The sequence below is a fragment of the Ruegeria sediminis genome (genome assembly GCF_005938215.1).
GTDB lineage: Bacteria > Pseudomonadota > Alphaproteobacteria > Rhodobacterales > Rhodobacteraceae > Ruegeria > Ruegeria sediminis.
This window is the reverse complement of sequence record NZ_VCPD01000007.1, coordinates 109,505-125,412: the sequence shown is the minus strand read 5'-3', so window position 1 is coordinate 125,412 and position 15,908 is coordinate 109,505. Positions and strand designations below refer to the sequence as shown.

Sequence of the window (15,908 nt, the reverse complement as noted above, 5' to 3'; positions counted from 1 at the left end):
TTGCACCCGGTGGGCTCAAGTGATGCAAAAGGCTCAGGAGGACCGTGACATGGCACAGCTCAAGAAAATCCTGCTTGTGGACGATGACGAAGATCTGCGCGAGGCGCTCAGCGAACAACTGGTGCTGACCGAGGATTTCGACGTGTTCGAGGCCTCGGACGGGCATGGCGCTCTGGAACGGGTCAAGGAGGCGATCTATGACCTTATCATCCTCGACGTGGGTCTGCCCGATACGGACGGCCGCGAATTGTGCCGCCTGATGCGCAAACAGGGGGTCAAAAGCCCGATCCTGATGCTGACGGGCCATGACAGCGACGCCGACACGATCCTGGGGCTGGATGCCGGGGCGAACGATTACGTCGCCAAACCGTTCAAGTTCCCGGTGCTGCTGGCCCGCATCCGCGCGCAACTGCGCCAGCACGAGCAGTCCGAGGACGCCATCTTCGTGCTTGGGCCCTACACGTTCAAGCCGGCGATGAAGATGCTGATCACCGAGGACGACCGCAAGATTCGCCTGACCGAGAAAGAGACCAACATCCTCAAGTTCCTCTACCGCTCGACCGACGGCGTCGTGCCGCGCGACGTCCTGCTGCACGAGGTCTGGGGCTACAACGCCGGGGTCACGACCCATACGCTCGAGACCCACATCTATCGCCTGCGGCAGAAAATCGAGCCCGACCCCTCGAATGCGCGTCTTTTGGTCACAGAGTCGGGTGGATATCGGCTTGTGTCGTAGCAGGGTGTGGATTGACGTGGATCAAAGTGATACCCTGTTCTCATGTTTAGGGTTCACCTAACCCGTGCATGTCCGGGTCATGACATGTACCTCCCTGTTGGACTGGCCGGGCCTAGTGCCCGGCCGTTTTTTTTGACCGACAGGTGAGCGGGGTCATGAAACTGGTGCCGGAAACCTGATGTCGGTGACATCGATCACGAAGAACGGGAAATACTCCCCGGTGCCAAAGAAGTTCCCGGCCTCCACATGGGTCGGCAACCGGAAACCGGCGAACTCGGCGTAATTCGACAGATAGCCGCCGAACGGCAGGACGCGGAAGGTATTGTCGGGATTGGCGTTGCTCCACCGCGGAAACTCGACACGCGTCGGCCGGCCGTCCTCGCCGACGGTGACATCGACGGATTGCTCAAGCCCCCCGTGCCTGACCACGACCCGCGCCGCGTCGTCCCCCAGTTGCTCCCACGTGACGTCGGGGCCGGGCAGCAACGCCGCCGGCGTCCAGAACACCGCCTCGGCCACATACCGCCCGAAAGCCGAGCGGGAATGGTCCGGATCGCCGCCCAGCCGCGCGACGGGCACCAGACCGGCAAGCCAGAACCGCGTCCAGGTGGTGCCGTCGGAACCGGACAGGCGCGACAGACCGGAACCGGCGGACATTTTCCACACGAACCCCTCCGGGGCGGCAAGCACCTGTTCCGCGGTCATGTCCATGTAATTCGGCGCGTTTTTCGACCCGAGTCCGAATTTCCCCTTCATGCCGATCTGCGCCACCGTGCAAAGCGGCGTGCCTTCGGCGATCGCGAACCGGAAAAACCGGCGGGCGGGTTCGGGCAGTCCGGCGACCATGTCGGCCGAAAACCGTTGCGGGTCGCGTGGCTGCAACGCCAGCAGACGCGCCATCTCGGCGGCGTCGGCCCTGTGGTCCTGCTGCCGCCAAGCCAGCAAACCGGCCAGAATCACTGCCGGAACCACCGCGGCAAGTGCAAAAAGCGTCGTCACCCGTCCAATCCCGTCCCAAGCCGCTCATCGCGAACGGCATCTTTCCGTCACCGGCTTCGCCAAAGAAAAGCGGCGTCGTCGGCAGACCGCTGCCCACACCGTTGATGCAACCCGCGACGTGCAGCCCGCGCCCTTGCCGGCCTCACCGCTTGATCCTTACCCTGACCGGCAATCCGGGCCGCAGGAAGCCGTCAGGATTCGGAAATTCAACCAGCAGGGACCCCTCGCCGGTCGAGGGGTCGAGGTCAAATCCAAGCGCCACGGGCTTGCCGAGGTGGCCGTAGAGCCGTTCGTTCGGCAGCAACAGTTCGAAGTGCAGCTTCCTTGCCTCGTCGATCGTGTATTCGCCATGCGCCAGGCGCTCGACCGCGTCTTCGGTCTTTATGAACACGCGAACGTTTATGGGATGGAGTTGAACCAGCGTCGCGATCGGGCCCGAGAGCGACGTGCTGTAGTTGGTGCCTGCATGGACCATCGGGGCGGAAACCAACCCGTCCGCCGTGGCGTGGATATCATGCTCTTTCAGGTTCTCCTGCGCTGCCGCATGGCGGAACTCCGCCGCTTCGACATCCAGCCGTGCGATCTCGGCTTCAAAAACGGCGTCGCCATGTGCCGCCAGTGACACCGCATCGCGCTTTTTCAGTTCGTCCAACCGGGCGAGGTCCCGCTGTTTTTCCATCAGAACGGCGTTCGCCCGTTCCAACTCTGACCTCGCTATCCTCAGTTCCAGTTCGCTGGCCCGCTTGTCCAGCGTCACCAGCAGATCACCTTCAGCCACCGACTGGCCTTCCGAAAACAGGATCTCCTCGATCTGACCGTCGATCGACGGGGCGATCACCCACATCTTCGCCGCGGTGACGATTCCCCGCGCGCCCCGTGCCTCCTCCTCGGCAACACTTGGGCCGGCGCCCGCGAAGACCGCGGCGGCCAAGGCGAATGCCACGGGTTTTGCCAACAGACGCGCCATGAAGACACCATCTAACCCCTTTTGATTCCGGCGATTTTAACGGAGGTCGCGATCAGGCCGGACAACCCCGATCATAGCCGTGCGAACGGCATATTGCCAAGTCCGGCGCGAGGCCCGGCCGCCCGCGCCAATTCCGGTGGCGCATCGCCGGACCGCGGGTTAGGTTGCGCTGATCCGAACCAAGGAAGACCGCCGCCATGCCATTCACCGTCGCCACCTGGAACATCAACTCGGTCCGCCTGCGCGAGCCCATCGTGCTCAGGCTGTTGCAGGAAGAGGCGCCGGATGTCCTGTGTCTGCAGGAATGCAAGTCGCCGGTTGACAAGATCCCGGTCGAGGGGTTTGCGGCGCTGGGCTATACCCACATGATCGCGCGCGGGCAAAAGGGCTACAACGGCGTCGCCATCCTGTCCAAGCTGCCGATCGAGGATCTGGGCGACAAGGATTTCGCCGGTCTGGGCCATGCCCGGCACGTGGCCGGACGGCTGGAAAACGGCGTGACCATCCACAACTTCTACGTCCCGGCGGGCGGCGACGTGCCGGACCGCGAGGTGAACGAGAAGTTCGGCCAGAAGCTCGACTACCTCACCGACATGCGCGACTGGTTCCGCGCCGAAAAGCCCGGGAAATCCATTCTGGTCGGCGATCTCAACATCGCCCCGCGCGAGGATGACGTCTGGTCCCACAAGCAACTGCTCAAGATCGTTTCGCACACGCCGATCGAGGTCGAGCACCTGGCCGAGATGCAGGAGGCCGGCAATTGGGTCGACATCACCCGGCAGGACATCCCCCAGGGGCTGCTCTACAGCTGGTGGTCCTACCGGGCCCGCGACTGGGACGCCGCCGACAAGGGGCGGCGGCTGGATCATGTCTGGGCCACGCCCGACATCTCCGGCGCCGGCCATTCCAGCCGCATCCTGCGTGACGCCCGCGGATGGGACAAACCCAGCGACCACGCGCCGGTTTTCGCGACATTCGATCTGTAACGCGGCAAAGCCGGCAACTCGGCTCTTGGTTTCCGCTGCAAGCGGCTGCATATAGGGGCCAAGTTCGAACCAGAGAGTAGAAGCCATGGAAATTCTGAACGACGCGGATGCGCCCGCCGCCACCGATCTGATCAAGGACACGACCGAGGCCACATTCATGGCCGACGTCGTCGAGGCATCGCAGCAGGTCCCGGTGATCGTGGATTTCTGGGCGCCCTGGTGCGGCCCGTGCAAGACCCTGGGCCCGTTGCTGGAAGAAGCGGTCACCGCCGCCAAGGGCGCGGTCCGGATGGTCAAGATCAACGTGGACCAGGCGCAGATGATCGCTTCGCAGATGCGCATCCAGTCGATCCCGACCGTCTACGCCTTCTACCAGGGTCAGCCGATCGACGGTTTCCAGGGCGCGCTTCCGGGGTCCGAGATCAAGGCCTTCGTGGACCGCGTGATCAAGGCCGCAGGCGGCGAAAGCCCCGGCGACCAACTGGACGAAGCAGTTGCCGCCGCCGAAGAGATGCTGGCCGAAGGCGCCGCGGTGGACGCCGCGCAGACCTTCGCCGCCATCCTGGGCGAGGACCCGCAACATGCCGGCGCCTATGGCGGCCTGGTGCGCGCCCACATCGCGATGGGCGACCTGGATCAGGCCGAGGCGGTGCTGAACGGCGCGCCGGCCGAAATCTCTAGATCGGCCGAACTGGAAGCGGCCCATGCGCAACTGGAACTGGCCCGGCAGGCGGCCAATGCCGGCCCGGTGGCCGAACTGACCGCCAAGGTCGAGGCCGAGCCGGACAACCACCAGGCCCGTTTCGACCTGGCGCAGGCGCTGCACGCGAACGGCAAGGTGGACGAGGCCGTGGCGCAGCTGCTGGAGCTGTTCCGCCGCGACCGCGAGTGGAACGACGGTGCGGCCAAGACCCAGCTTTTCACCATCTTCGACGCGCTCAAACCGAACGATCCGGTGGTTCTGCATGGTCGGCGCAAGCTCAGCTCGATGATATTTGCCTAATTCGGGATCAGAGCTACACTCGGGTACATGATGCACCCCGCCGACTTGCCGGATACGGTCCCGGTTTTCCCCTTGCCCGGGGCGCTGCTGCTGCCCCGGTCGCGGCTGCCGCTGCACATCTTCGAGCCGCGCTACCTGCAGATGCTGGACGACGCGCTGAAGACACCCGAGCGGCTCGTCGGCATGGTGCAGCCGAACCCCTGTCAGAACAATGGCGACAACCTGCACCTGATCGGCTGCGCCGGGCGCGTCACCCAGTTTTCCGAGACCGAGGACGGGCGCTACCTGATCACCCTGACCGGCATTTCCCGGTTCCGGATCCGGGCCGAGCTTGACGGGTTTTGCCCCTATCGCCGCTGCACCGTGTCCTGGGACGGGTTCGACCGCGACCTGGGCAAGCCCGAGGCGGACAACGGTTTCGACCGCAAGCGGTTCATGCGCCTGCTGGAACGCTTCTTCGCCTCGCGCCATCTCTCGACCGACTGGGAAACGCTCAAGGACGCCGACGAGGAACTGCTGGTCAATTCCCTCTCGATGCTGCTGGACTTCGATCCCGAAGACAAGCAGGCCCTGCTCGAAGCGCCCTGCCTCAAGACCCGGCGCGAGACGCTGGTCATGCTGATCGAATTCGCCCTGCGCGGCGGCTCAAACGAGGAAACCCTGCAATGACCGAACCCCACCCGGCCTTCGACCGCCGGATGCTCGAAGCGTTGATCTGCCCGCAGACGCACACGACGCTGGAATACGACGCCGAGCGGCAGGAGTTGTTGTCCAAGGCGGCCGGTCTTGCCTTTCCGATCCGCAACGGCATCCCGGTCATGTTGGTGGACGAGGCCCGCAAGCTCGACTAGATCGCGCGGCCCTGCAGCAGTTTCGGCAGATCCCCGGTCAGCCCGGCGGCCTCGCGGACGAAACCGCGCCGCAGCGACGGCAGCGAACCGACGATCCCCATGCCGATGTCGCGGCCCAGCCGAAGAATGGGATTGTCGTTGGAAAACAGCCTGTTGAACAGATCCGTGGCCAGCGCCAGCGTGGCGGTGTCGAAGCGCCGCCACTCCTGGTACCGCTCCAGAACTCCGGTCGATCCGATATCCTCGCCGCGCCGCCCGGCCAGCGTCAGCACCTCGGCCAGGGCGCCCACGTCGCGCAGCCCGGCGTTCAGGCCCTGGCCCGCGATCGGGTGCATCCCGTGCGCGGCGTCGCCCACCAGCGCCAGCCGCTCGCCGACGAAGGAATTGGCGATGGTCAGGTTCAGCGGATATGTGAACCGCTTGCCCTCCAGGCTGATCTCGCCCAGGAAATCGCCAAATCGCGGGCGCAGGATCTGCAGATAGTCGGCGTCGGACATGGCGTTGATGCGATGCGCCATCTCGCTGCGCTCGCTCCACACGATCGAACTGCGGTTGCCGGTCAGCGGCAGGATCGCCAGCGGACCCGGCGGCATGAAGAACTGATGCGCGATGCCGTGATGTGGCAACTCATGCGCAATGGCGCAGACCAGCGCCGTCTGGCCGTAATCCCAGCCGGTGCGCCTGATCCCGGCGCGCTGCGCCGTGCCGCTGCCGCGACCGTCGCAGCCCACCAGCAGCCGCCCGCGCAGCGCGGATCCGTCATCCAGCGTCACGGTCACGCCGCCGGCATCGGTGTCCTGCGCCACCACCGATCTGCCGCTGATCTGGGTGATCGCCTTCTCCTCGGCCATGGCCTCCAGGAACGCCCGCCGCAGGTGGCGGTCCTCGACCATGTAGCCCATCGGGCCTTCCTCGATCTCGGCATGGTCGAAATGCATGAAGAACGGCGACGGCCCGGCGCCCGCATGGCCGTCCGTCACCTTGATTTCCAGCATCGGCTGCGCCTGATCGGTCACCCGGTCCCAGACTCCCACCGCCCGCAGCAGCCGCTGCGAGGCCAGCGCCAGCGCATAGGCGCGCCCGTCGAAGGCCGCGTTCTTGCGCACCTTCTCGGCCAGCGCGTCGACCACCGTCACCGAATGGCCGGTCTGCGCCAGTGCCAGGGCAAGGGCAGGGCCGTTCAGGCCGCCGCCCACGATCAGGATATCCGAAACCTTTTCCATGGCCTGCAATATGCGCGACCTTTCGGGATTGTCCATGCGCAGTCCTGTCGCTACCGTCGCGAAGATCGAAAAAACGCGGAGGCGGCGATGCAGGACTGGCTGGTGATGACGGCAAGCGATCTGGGCCGTGAAATCGGCGCTGGGCGGATCGACCCGGTCGACCTGGCCGAGTGCTACCTGTCTGCCATCGACGCCCATCCGCACCGCGACCGCATCTATGCCCGCGTCACCCACGACCGCGCCCGGGCCGAGGCGATGGCCGCGCGCGAACGCGCCAAGCTGGGACTGCGCCGCTCGCTTCTGGACGGGGTTCCGGTCAGCTGGAAGGACCTGTTCGACACCGCCGGGATCGCGACCGAGGCGGGCTCGGCCCTGCTGAAGGACCGGGTGCCCGAATCCGACGCCGCGGTGGTCCGCAACGCCACCGCGCTGGGGGCGGTCTGCCTGGGCAAGACGCATATGAGCGAACTGGCCTTTTCCGGGCTGGGTCTGAACCCGGTTACCCAGACGCCGCCCTGCGTCAACGACGAGGCGGCGGTCCCCGGCGGTTCCTCCTCGGGTGCGGCGGCCTCGGTCGCCTTCGGCCTCGCCGCCTGTGGCATCGGGTCGGATACCGGCGGCTCGGTGCGCATCCCTGCAGCCTGGAACGATCTGGTCGGGCTCAAGACCACCTCGGGCCGGCTCAGCCTCGAGGGCGTGGTGCCGCTCTGCCTGAAATTCGACACCGTCGGCCCGCTGGCCCGGTCGGTCGAGGACGCGGCGCAGATGCTGGCGCTGCTCGAAGGCGGCACGCCCGCCGATCTGCGCGGCGCAAGCCTGCGGGGCCGCCGCTTTGCCGATCTGCAGACGGTGGCGCGGGACGACCTGCGCGACACGCCCGGCAGCGCCCACGACGAGGCGCTGCGGCGCCTGGCGGCGGCCGGGGCCGAGATCGTCCCCCTGAAGGTGCCCGAACTGCCCGATGCGGTTGCCCTGTCCGGCGTGCTCTACACCACCGAGGCCTATGGCCTGTGGCGCGAGGTGATCGAGGCGAATCCGGGCGCCATGTTCCCCGAGATCCTCGAACGGTTCCGGGCCGGCCGGACGGTCGCCGGGCCCGATTACGTGGCCGCCTGGGCCAAGCTCGAGGCCGCGCGGGCCGCCTGGGACGCGGCCACCGCCGGCTTCGACGCCGTTCTGGCCCCGACCGCCGTGACCATGCCGCCGAACCTCGAGCGGCTGACAAGCGATCACGACTATTACGTCACCGAAAACCTGCTGGCCCTGCGCAACACCCGGATCGGCAACCTGATGGGGCTCGCGGCCCTTACCCTGCCCACCGGGACGCCGGGCTGCGGGTTGATGCTGCTGGGCCATCCGGACTCGGAAGAGGCGCTGTTGCGGCTGGGCGCGGCGGCCGAAAAGGCGCTGACCTGAATGCCACAATCCCCTGTTTCGGCACCGCTTTGTCTGGACGAAACGGGGCACGGTCTGTAACTTGAGGGATAACGGGGCGTCCATGATCCCGGCACTGAGGCAGTTGTTATGAATTTTCCCGAGCGGTTCTCGAACCTACCGCCTTATGCATTTCCGCGTCTTCGCGCCCTGCTCGACCATCACGAGCCGGGCGGAGATGTCGTGCATATGACCATCGGCGAGCCGAAACACGCCTTTCCCGCCTGGGTCACCGATGTCATCAACGAGAACGCAGCCGGCTTCCAGAGCTATCCCGACAATGACGGAACCCCGGAATTGCGCCGCGCCATCACCGGCTGGATCCGGCGCCGCTACGGCGTCGAGATGGATCCCGACACCAACGTGATGGCGCTGAACGGCACGCGCGAGGGGCTCTACAACGCCGCAATGGCGCTCTGCCCCGAGCAGAAGAACGGCCGGCGGCCCATCGTTCTCTGCCCCAACCCGTTCTACCAGGTCTACATGGTCGCTTCGATCTCGGTCGGGGCCGAGCCGCATTTCGTGCCGGCGACCGCCGCCACCGGGCACCTGCCGGATTACGCCGGCCTGCCCGAGGATGTGCTGAATCGCACCGCCGTCGCCTATATCTGCTCGCCCGCCAACCCGCAGGGCGCGGTCGCGCCGCGCGACTACTGGGAGGGGCTGATCCGGCTGGCCGAACGCTACGATTTCCGCATCTTCGCCGACGAATGCTATTCCGAGATCTACCGCGACGCGCCCCCTGTCGGCGTCCTGACCGTGGCGCAGGAGCTGGGCGCGGACCCCGAGCGGATCACGCTGTTCAACTCGCTCTCGAAACGCTCGAACCTGGCGGGCCTGCGGTCGGGTCTGATCGCGGGCGGGCCGGACTCGATCCGGCGGGTCAAGCAGCTGCGGGCCTATTCCGGCGCGCCGCTGCCGTCGCCGCTGCAGGCCGCCGCCGCCCGGGTCTGGGCCGACGAGACGCATGTCGAGGAAAACCGCGCCTTCTATCAGGAAAAATACCGCATCGCGGACCAGGTCTTTGCCGGGGTGCAGGGCTACATGCCGCCCGAGGCGGGGTTCTTCCTCTGGCTGCCGGTGGATGACGGTGAACAGGCGGCGCTGAAGCTGTGGCGCGAAACCGGGGTCCGGGTTCTGCCGGGCGCCTATCTCGCGCAGGGAAAACCGGGGCAGAACCCGGGCGAAGGATACATAAGGGTCGCGATGGTGGCCCCAAAAACAGAGTTGCAGCGCGGGCTGAACACGCTCCGCGACTGCATCTACGGGTAAGGTACGAGGGTAGCATGGCATCATACAACGCGCGTAACCGCGACCCGCTGCTGGACAGCAACATGCAGGCGGCGATCGAAAAGCGAGGCAAGGAACTGATCGGCATCCTGCTGATCCTTCTGGGCTTGGCCGCCGCCGCGATGATCGGCTCCTACACGCCGGACGATCCGAACTGGATGGTCTCGACCGACGCGCCGGTGCAGAACTGGATGGGCCGGATCGGCGCCTCGATCGCGGCGCCCCTGTTCATGATCGTCGGCTGGGGCAGCTGGGGCATCGCGCTGGTGCTGATCGCCTGGGGCGTGCGCTTTGCCCTGCATCGCGGCGAGGACCGCGCGATCGCCCGCCTGATCTTCGCGCCGATCTGGATCGCGGTGGTGTCGGTCTATGCCGCCACGCTGGTTCCGGGCGCCGAATGGCGCGCGACGCACAGCTACGGGCTGGGCGGGCTGTTCGGCGACACCGTGATGGGCGCGTTGCTGACGCTGCTGCCGATCTCGTCGCATTTCATGGTCAAGCTGATGTCGCTGACGATGGCGGCGGGAATGGTCGCGCTGGGAATCTTCGTGCTGGGCTTCACCATGGCCGACGTCCGGCGCGGGTTCCGCGCCTTCCTGTTGGGGCTGGTGATGGCCTATGACCTGCTGATGCAGCTCCTGGGCCGCGGGGCCGCAGCCACCGCCCAGGCCGCTCGCGACCGCCGCGCCCAATGGTCCGAACGCAAGGCCGCCCGCAGGATGCCCGCCGATTTCGCGACCGACGACGATGTCGCCTATGCCGAACCGCTGTTCGAGGCGCCGGTTCCGGAACGTCCCGCGCCCGCGCCGAAAACCGGGCTGCTGGCCCGGATGCCCGCTATGATCCGCCGCCCCGAGCCGCTGCCGCAGCCGGAACTGGTCGAGCGCGCGCCGGTGCAGGGCTATGACGAGATGCCAGGCGACGACCGCATCCGCTCCAAGATCGCCGCGGCCGTCCAAAGCCGCAAGGTCGCCGCCGGCGTCATGGCCCCTGCGCCCGATCCGGCCCGCCCCCTGACCAAGGGCCGCGGACGCGGCCCGGAGCCGCTGGTGCTCGACACGACGCGGCGCGGACACCTGCCGCCCGAACCGCCGCTGACCGCCGGCGCGGCCACGCTGCCGCCCGAGCCGCCGGTCTCGGCCAGACCGGCCGCAGCCGCCGACCGGGCGCAGCCCGAGGCGGCGCACCAGCCCGACGCCTTTTCCGAGGACGATTTCGACGCCGGCGACGTGTTCGACGACGATGACGGGCCGCTGCCGCAGGTGCCGCCCCGGCCGGCCATGTCGATCCCGGTGGCCGAGCCGCGCAAGCCGGTCGTGGCCCAGCCGGTGCGCCGCGCGCCGCAGCCGTCCCGCCGGGCGCAGGAAGAGGCGCAGCCCGGCCTGTCCTTCGAGGACAACGCCGCGGATTTCGAACTGCCGCCCCTCAGCCTGCTGTCCAATCCCGCCGCGATCCAGCGCCACCACCTCAGCGACGAGGCGCTGGAAGAAAACGCGCGGATGCTCGAAAACGTGCTGGACGACTATGGCGTCAAGGGCGAGATCGTCAGCGTTCGCCCCGGTCCCGTCGTCACCATGTACGAACTCGAACCGGCGCCAGGCCTCAAGGCAAGCCGCGTGATCGGCCTGGCCGACGACATCGCCCGTTCGATGTCGGCGCTGTCGGCGCGGGTTTCCACCGTGCCGGGCCGCTCGGTCATCGGCATCGAGCTGCCCAACGAGAACCGCGAGATGGTGGTGCTGCGCGAAATCCTCGCCAGCCGCGATTTCGGCGACGGCAACCACGCCCTGCCGCTGGCGCTGGGCAAGGATATCGGCGGCGGCTCGGTCGTGGCCAACCTCGCCAAGATGCCCCACCTGCTGATTGCCGGGACCACCGGCTCGGGCAAGTCGGTGGCGATCAACACCATGATCCTGTCGCTGCTCTACAAGCTGACACCCGAGGAATGCCGGCTGATCATGATCGACCCCAAGATGCTGGAACTTTCCGTCTATGACGGCATCCCGCACCTGCTGTCGCCCGTGGTCACCGACCCGAAAAAGGCGGTCGTCGCCCTGAAATGGGTCGTGGGCGAGATGGAGGACCGCTATCGCAAGATGTCCAAGATGGGCGTGCGCAACATCGCCGGCTACAACGGCCGCGTGAAGGAGGCGCTGTCCAAGGGCGAGATGTTCAGCCGCACGGTGCAGACCGGGTTCGACGACGACACCGGAGAACCGGTCTTCGAGACCGAGGAATTCGAACCCAGGGCCATGCCCTACATCGTCGTCATCGTCGACGAGATGGCCGACCTGATGATGGTCGCGGGCAAGGAGATCGAGGCCTGCATCCAGCGCCTGGCGCAGATGGCGCGGGCCAGCGGCATCCACCTCATCATGGCGACGCAGCGCCCGTCGGTGGACGTGATCACCGGCACCATCAAGGCCAACTTCCCGACCCGGATCTCGTTCCAGGTCACCTCCAAGGTCGACAGCCGCACGATCCTGGGCGAAATGGGCGCCGAGCAGCTGCTGGGGCAGGGCGACATGCTCTACATGGCGGGCGGCGCCAAGATCACCCGCTGCCACGGCCCCTTCGTGTCGGATGAAGAGGTCGAGGAAGTGGTGAACCACCTCAAGCAGTTCGGGCCGCCGGACTATCTGGGTGGGGTGGTCGAGGGGCCGGACGAGGACAAGGCCGACGACATCGACGCGGTGCTGGGCCTGAACACCGGCGGCAACACCGACGGCGAAGATGCGCTCTACGACACCGCCGTCGCCATCGTCATCAAGGACCGCAAGTGTTCGACCTCCTACATCCAGCGGAAACTCGCCATCGGCTACAACAAGGCCGCGCGCCTGGTCGAGCAGATGGAGGAAGAGGGCGTCGTCTCGGCGGCCAACCACGTCGGCAAGCGTGAAATTCTCGTGCCCGAGCAGTAAGCCCATTCCCAAACGGGGGCAGAGCGCCTATCTGGACTCGCATGAAACAGATCATTCTCGCCTTCGCGCTCTCGCTGGCGGCGCCTGCCGCCTGGGCCGCAGACAAGCTGCCGCTCTCCGCGATTTCCAACTATCTCAACGGCCTGACCACCGTCGAGACCACCTTCACGCAGGTCAACGATGACGGCTCGCTCAGCACAGGCAAGCTGTGGCTGCAGCGCCCCGGCCGGATGCGGTTCGAATACGATCCGCCCGAGCAGGCCGTGGTCGTCGCCAAGGGCGGGACGGTCATCATCCATGACCCCAAGTCGAACCAGCCGCCCGAGCAATATCCGCTCAGAAAGACGCCGCTGTCGATCGTTCTGGCGCGGCGGGTTGACCTGGGACAGGCCAACATGGTCGTCGGGCACGATTTCGACGGCACCTCGACCGTGGTGACGGCGCAGGACCCCAAGAACCCCGAATACGGCAAGATCGAGCTGATGTTCACCGGCGATCCGGTCGAACTGCGCAAATGGGTGGTGCATGACGGCGGCGGCACGCGCACGACGGTGATCCTCGGGCCGCTGACCAAGGGCAACAGCTACAACCAGAACCTGTTCGTGGACGGAGAGCCGGGCGTCGCCACCAAACGCTGAGACGCCCGGAACCTTGCCGAACTCAGTAGCCGCAGAACGCCAGCTGCTGGCGGTATAGCTCGGCCCGCGCATCGACGTTGTCGGCGACCCGCAGCAGCCAGGATTTGGCGTTGTACGAGCCGCGGGCGTAGCCGGCATGACCCTCGTGATAGGCCAGGTACTGGTTGCGGGTGTCGCTCGGGTGAATGCCGTTCTTTTCCCAGGTCTTGTTCATGTACCAGCCCATGAAGTCCGAGGCGTCGCGGATGCGGTCGCGCTTGGCCCGCCGCTTGCCGGTCTCCTTCTGGTACTGCTCCCACGTCCCGTCCAGCGCCTGACTGAACCCGTAGGCGCTGCTCTGGCGGCCCATCGGGATCACCCCCAGCACGAACTTGTGCGGCGTGCGCGCATCGTGCCGGTACTTGCTCTCCTGATAGATCGTCGCCATCTGGACATGGACCGGAACGCCCCATTTGCGTTCGGTGTTCTGGAATGCCTTGATGTAGTCCGGGCGCTGCTTGGCGATGCTGCAGGCATCATTGAGATTGCTTGGCGGAGTCTTGGACCCGCCACCACAGGATGCCAGAATCAGCACCGCCACCAACGCGCAAAGAGATCTGCTCATCTGCCTCTTGCCCTTTTTTTGCAGGCATTCTAACGCATTTCGGGGACTGTGGAAATCACAATCGTTACAGAACCATAGCCGGAAGCGTCTGTTTTTCGGCAACCCGCCGCATTGACAAGCCCGCGCCTGTTCTGGCAAGCGCCCCGGCGACAGGCGACTGCGGGGGCTGCCGGACGGTTTCCCGCGGGGCGCAGCAAGCCGCGATTCCGGGCACTGTAACAGTCAAGTTCACAGACTGTTTCCCCGTATTTCGGATCAATTATTGGACATCCGGGTCCGCTTGAGAGTACTAAGAAGCTTGGGGGCTAGTGTAATGTTAAAGACTTGTGCCAAGTATTCATTGGGCCAGGTGGTCCGTCATAAGAAGCACCCCTTCCGAGGGGTGGTATTTGATGTCGACCCGGAATTCTCCAATACCGAAGAGTGGTATCAGGCGATCCCGGAAGACAGTCGTCCGGCAAAGGAGCAGCCCTATTATCACCTGCTCGCCGAGAACGACCAATCCTATTACGTCGCCTACGTGTCGGAGCAGAACCTGATCGAGGACCGCTCGGGTGAGCCGTTGGATCATCCCGACATTCCCGACATGTTCGGTCCGTTCCAGGACGGTGCCTATCCGCTGCACTTTCAGCTGAACTGACCGGCACCGCCCGGAGGTTCTTCGGGGGCGTAACTCGTCAATACCCCAGGGCGCAGCCGTCCTTGCGCGGATCGCTGGCGGCTTCCAGCACGCCGTTCTTGCAGATGCGGATGGCCTGCGCGCCGCCCAGGGGCGCGGGCGGCGTCTCGACCCTGTGGCCCAGATCGGCCAGTTGCTGCCTGACCAGATCCGGATAGCCGGTCTCGACCTTCAGCACGCCGCCGTCGGCAAAGCTGCGGGGGGCGTCCATCGCCGCCTGCAGGCCCATGTCCGCATCGACGAGATTGGTCAGGAAACGCGCGTGGCCGGCGGGCTGATAGCCGCCGCCCATCACGCCGAAGGGCATCATGATCCGGCCGTTTTCGCGCAGGAAACCGGGAATGATCGTGTGCATCGGACGCTTGCCGCCGGCCAGTTCGTTCGGGTGCCCCGGCTCCAGCGTGAACCCCGCGCCGCGGTTCTGCAGCAGGATCCCGAACTTCTCCGACGCGATCCCCGAGCCGAAGCTGTGAAAGATCGAATAGATCAGCGACACCGCCATCCGGTCGCGGTCGACGACGGTGATATAGACCGTGTCCTTGTGCACCGCTTCGGTCAGCGGCGCGGCGGCGGGCATCGCCTTTCTCCGGTCGATCAGCGCCGCAAGCCGGGCCGCGGTTTCGGGGGCCAGGAATTGCTCCATCCGCGTGGCGTAATCGGGATCGGCGATGAAGCGGTTGCGCGCGTCATAGGCCAGTTTGGCGGCTTCCGCCTCGACATGCACCCGCTCGGCGCCCAGCGGGTCCATCGACGAAATGTCGAAATGGCTCAGGATGTTGAGCATCAGGATCGCGGTCGCGCCCTGGCCGTTGGGCGGGTGCTCGACCAGTTCGACGCCGCGGTACTCGCCGCAGATCGGCGCGCTTTCCGTGCAGCGGGTCGCGGCGAAATCCTCGGCCGTGTGAACCCCGCCCATCGCGTTCAGCGTCGCGACCATGTCCTCGGCAACCTCGCCGGTATAGAAGGCGTCGCGCCCGTGCAGCGCGACGCGGCGCAGAACCTCGGCCTGCTGCGACGCGCGGAAGATCTGGCCGACGATCGGAACCCGGCCGCCGATCAGGTAATGATCCCGCGCCGCCCCCTGCAGCGCATTGGCCCCGTTCGTCCAGTCGAAGGCGACGCGCGGGGCGACGGGAACGCCGCGTTCCGCATAGTGGATCGCCGGTTGCAGCACCGCCTCCAGCCCCAGCCGGCCTTCGGTCTCGGACAGGTGGCAGAACGCGTCGATGGCGCCGGGGATCGTCACCGCGTGCGGGCTGCCCAGCGGCACGCCGGTCAGCCCCGCATCGCGCAACGGCTGCGCCTCGGCGGCTGCCGGCGCGCGGCCCGATCCGTTGAGGGCCCGGATCTCGGTCTCGCCGGGGCGGTTGTACAGCACGAAGCAATCGCCGCCGATGCCCGTCATCTGCGGCTCGCAAATTCCCAGCAGGACCGCGCCGGCGATCGCCGCATCCATGGCGTTGCCGCCGGATCTGAGAATCTCCAGCGCCGCCAGCGCCGCCAGCGGATGCGACGTTGCGCACATGCCTTCGGTCGCGAACACTTCGGACCGGCCCGGCAATTGAAAATCACGCATA

At 66.3% G+C, this 15,908-nt stretch carries 15 protein-coding genes; 10 read left to right on the top strand and 5 right to left on the bottom strand.

Annotated features, from left to right (window positions below; all coding sequences use genetic code 11):
* Window positions 1–49 precede the first annotated feature (49 nt).
* Window positions 50–736: a response regulator transcription factor gene (locus FGK63_RS17540; protein WP_138844686.1), complete on the top strand. Its 687-nt coding sequence runs from the start codon at window positions 50–52 to the stop codon at window positions 734–736.
* Between the two features lie 153 nt (window positions 737–889).
* On the opposite strand, the gene FGK63_RS17535 is transcribed toward FGK63_RS17540, so the two are convergent.
* Window positions 890–1,735 carry a DUF6544 family protein gene (locus FGK63_RS17535; protein ID WP_138844684.1) on the bottom strand — a complete coding sequence of 282 codons (846 nt, stop codon included), beginning with the start codon at window positions 1,733–1,735 and terminating at the stop codon, window positions 890–892.
* 142 nt (window positions 1,736–1,877) lie between these two features.
* On the bottom strand, window positions 1,878–2,702 hold the full coding sequence (locus FGK63_RS17530) for an efflux RND transporter periplasmic adaptor subunit (RefSeq protein WP_138844681.1): 825 nt from the start codon (window positions 2,700–2,702) through the stop codon (window positions 1,878–1,880).
* 197 nt (window positions 2,703–2,899) lie between these two features.
* Here FGK63_RS17530 and FGK63_RS17525 point away from each other — a divergent pair, with 197 nt between their 5' ends.
* The 4 genes from FGK63_RS17525 to FGK63_RS17510 all read left to right on the top strand — a co-directional run bounded on the left by FGK63_RS17525 (window position 2,900) and on the right by FGK63_RS17510 (window position 5,542).
* Window positions 2,900–3,688, top strand: a complete 789-nt coding sequence (locus tag FGK63_RS17525; RefSeq protein ID WP_138844680.1) for an exodeoxyribonuclease III — start codon at window positions 2,900–2,902, stop codon at window positions 3,686–3,688.
* Between the two features lie 85 nt (window positions 3,689–3,773).
* Window positions 3,774–4,691, top strand: coding sequence for a thioredoxin family protein (locus FGK63_RS17520; RefSeq protein ID WP_138844678.1), 918 nt, complete (start codon window positions 3,774–3,776; stop codon window positions 4,689–4,691).
* A 27-nt stretch (window positions 4,692–4,718) separates the two neighbouring features.
* The gene (locus FGK63_RS17515) at window positions 4,719–5,360 is read left to right on the top strand and encodes an LON peptidase substrate-binding domain-containing protein (protein ID WP_138844676.1); all 642 of its coding nucleotides are present in this window, start codon (window positions 4,719–4,721) and stop codon (window positions 5,358–5,360) included.
* A complete protein-coding gene (locus FGK63_RS17510) occupies window positions 5,357–5,542 on the top strand; it encodes a Trm112 family protein (protein WP_138844674.1) in 186 nt (61 codons plus the stop codon). Before FGK63_RS17515 ends, FGK63_RS17510 begins: the two co-directional genes overlap by 4 nt.
* On the opposite strand, the gene FGK63_RS17505 is transcribed toward FGK63_RS17510, so the two are convergent.
* The gene (locus tag FGK63_RS17505; protein ID WP_138844885.1) at window positions 5,539–6,765 is read right to left on the bottom strand and encodes an FAD-dependent monooxygenase; all 1,227 of its coding nucleotides are present in this window, start codon (window positions 6,763–6,765) and stop codon (window positions 5,539–5,541) included. The genes FGK63_RS17510 and FGK63_RS17505 overlap by 4 nt on opposite strands.
* A gap of 87 nt (window positions 6,766–6,852) precedes the next feature.
* On the opposite strand from FGK63_RS17505, the gene FGK63_RS17500 reads away from it, so the two are divergent.
* The 4 genes from FGK63_RS17500 to FGK63_RS17485 all read left to right on the top strand — a co-directional run bounded on the left by FGK63_RS17500 (window position 6,853) and on the right by FGK63_RS17485 (window position 13,048).
* Window positions 6,853–8,181: an amidase gene (locus tag FGK63_RS17500; RefSeq protein WP_138844672.1), complete on the top strand. Its 1,329-nt coding sequence runs from the start codon at window positions 6,853–6,855 to the stop codon at window positions 8,179–8,181.
* Window positions 8,182–8,289: 108 nt separating this feature from the next.
* Complete coding sequence (locus tag FGK63_RS17495; RefSeq protein ID WP_138844670.1) at window positions 8,290–9,471, top strand: aminotransferase class I/II-fold pyridoxal phosphate-dependent enzyme; 1,182 nt, start codon at window positions 8,290–8,292, stop codon at window positions 9,469–9,471.
* Window positions 9,472–9,485: 14 nt separating this feature from the next.
* Complete coding sequence (locus FGK63_RS17490) at window positions 9,486–12,410, top strand: DNA translocase FtsK (RefSeq protein WP_138844668.1); 2,925 nt, start codon at window positions 9,486–9,488, stop codon at window positions 12,408–12,410.
* Between the two features lie 41 nt (window positions 12,411–12,451).
* Window positions 12,452–13,048, top strand: coding sequence for a LolA family protein (locus tag FGK63_RS17485; protein WP_138844666.1), 597 nt, complete (start codon window positions 12,452–12,454; stop codon window positions 13,046–13,048).
* Window positions 13,049–13,070: 22 nt separating this feature from the next.
* Here FGK63_RS17485 and FGK63_RS17480 read toward each other — a convergent pair whose 3' ends face one another.
* Entirely contained in the window at window positions 13,071–13,652 is a 582-nt protein-coding gene (locus tag FGK63_RS17480) for a transglycosylase SLT domain-containing protein (RefSeq protein ID WP_138844664.1), read from the bottom strand.
* 313 nt (window positions 13,653–13,965) lie between these two features.
* Here FGK63_RS17480 and hspQ point away from each other — a divergent pair, with 313 nt between their 5' ends.
* Window positions 13,966–14,292, top strand: coding sequence for a heat shock protein HspQ (gene hspQ / locus FGK63_RS17475; protein WP_138844662.1), 327 nt, complete (start codon window positions 13,966–13,968; stop codon window positions 14,290–14,292).
* Window positions 14,293–14,329: 37 nt separating this feature from the next.
* On the opposite strand, the gene FGK63_RS17470 is transcribed toward hspQ, so the two are convergent.
* A complete protein-coding gene (locus tag FGK63_RS17470) occupies window positions 14,330–15,907 on the bottom strand; it encodes a gamma-glutamyltransferase family protein (protein WP_138844660.1) in 1,578 nt (525 codons plus the stop codon).
* Between the last annotated feature and the right edge of the window lies 1 nt (window position 15,908).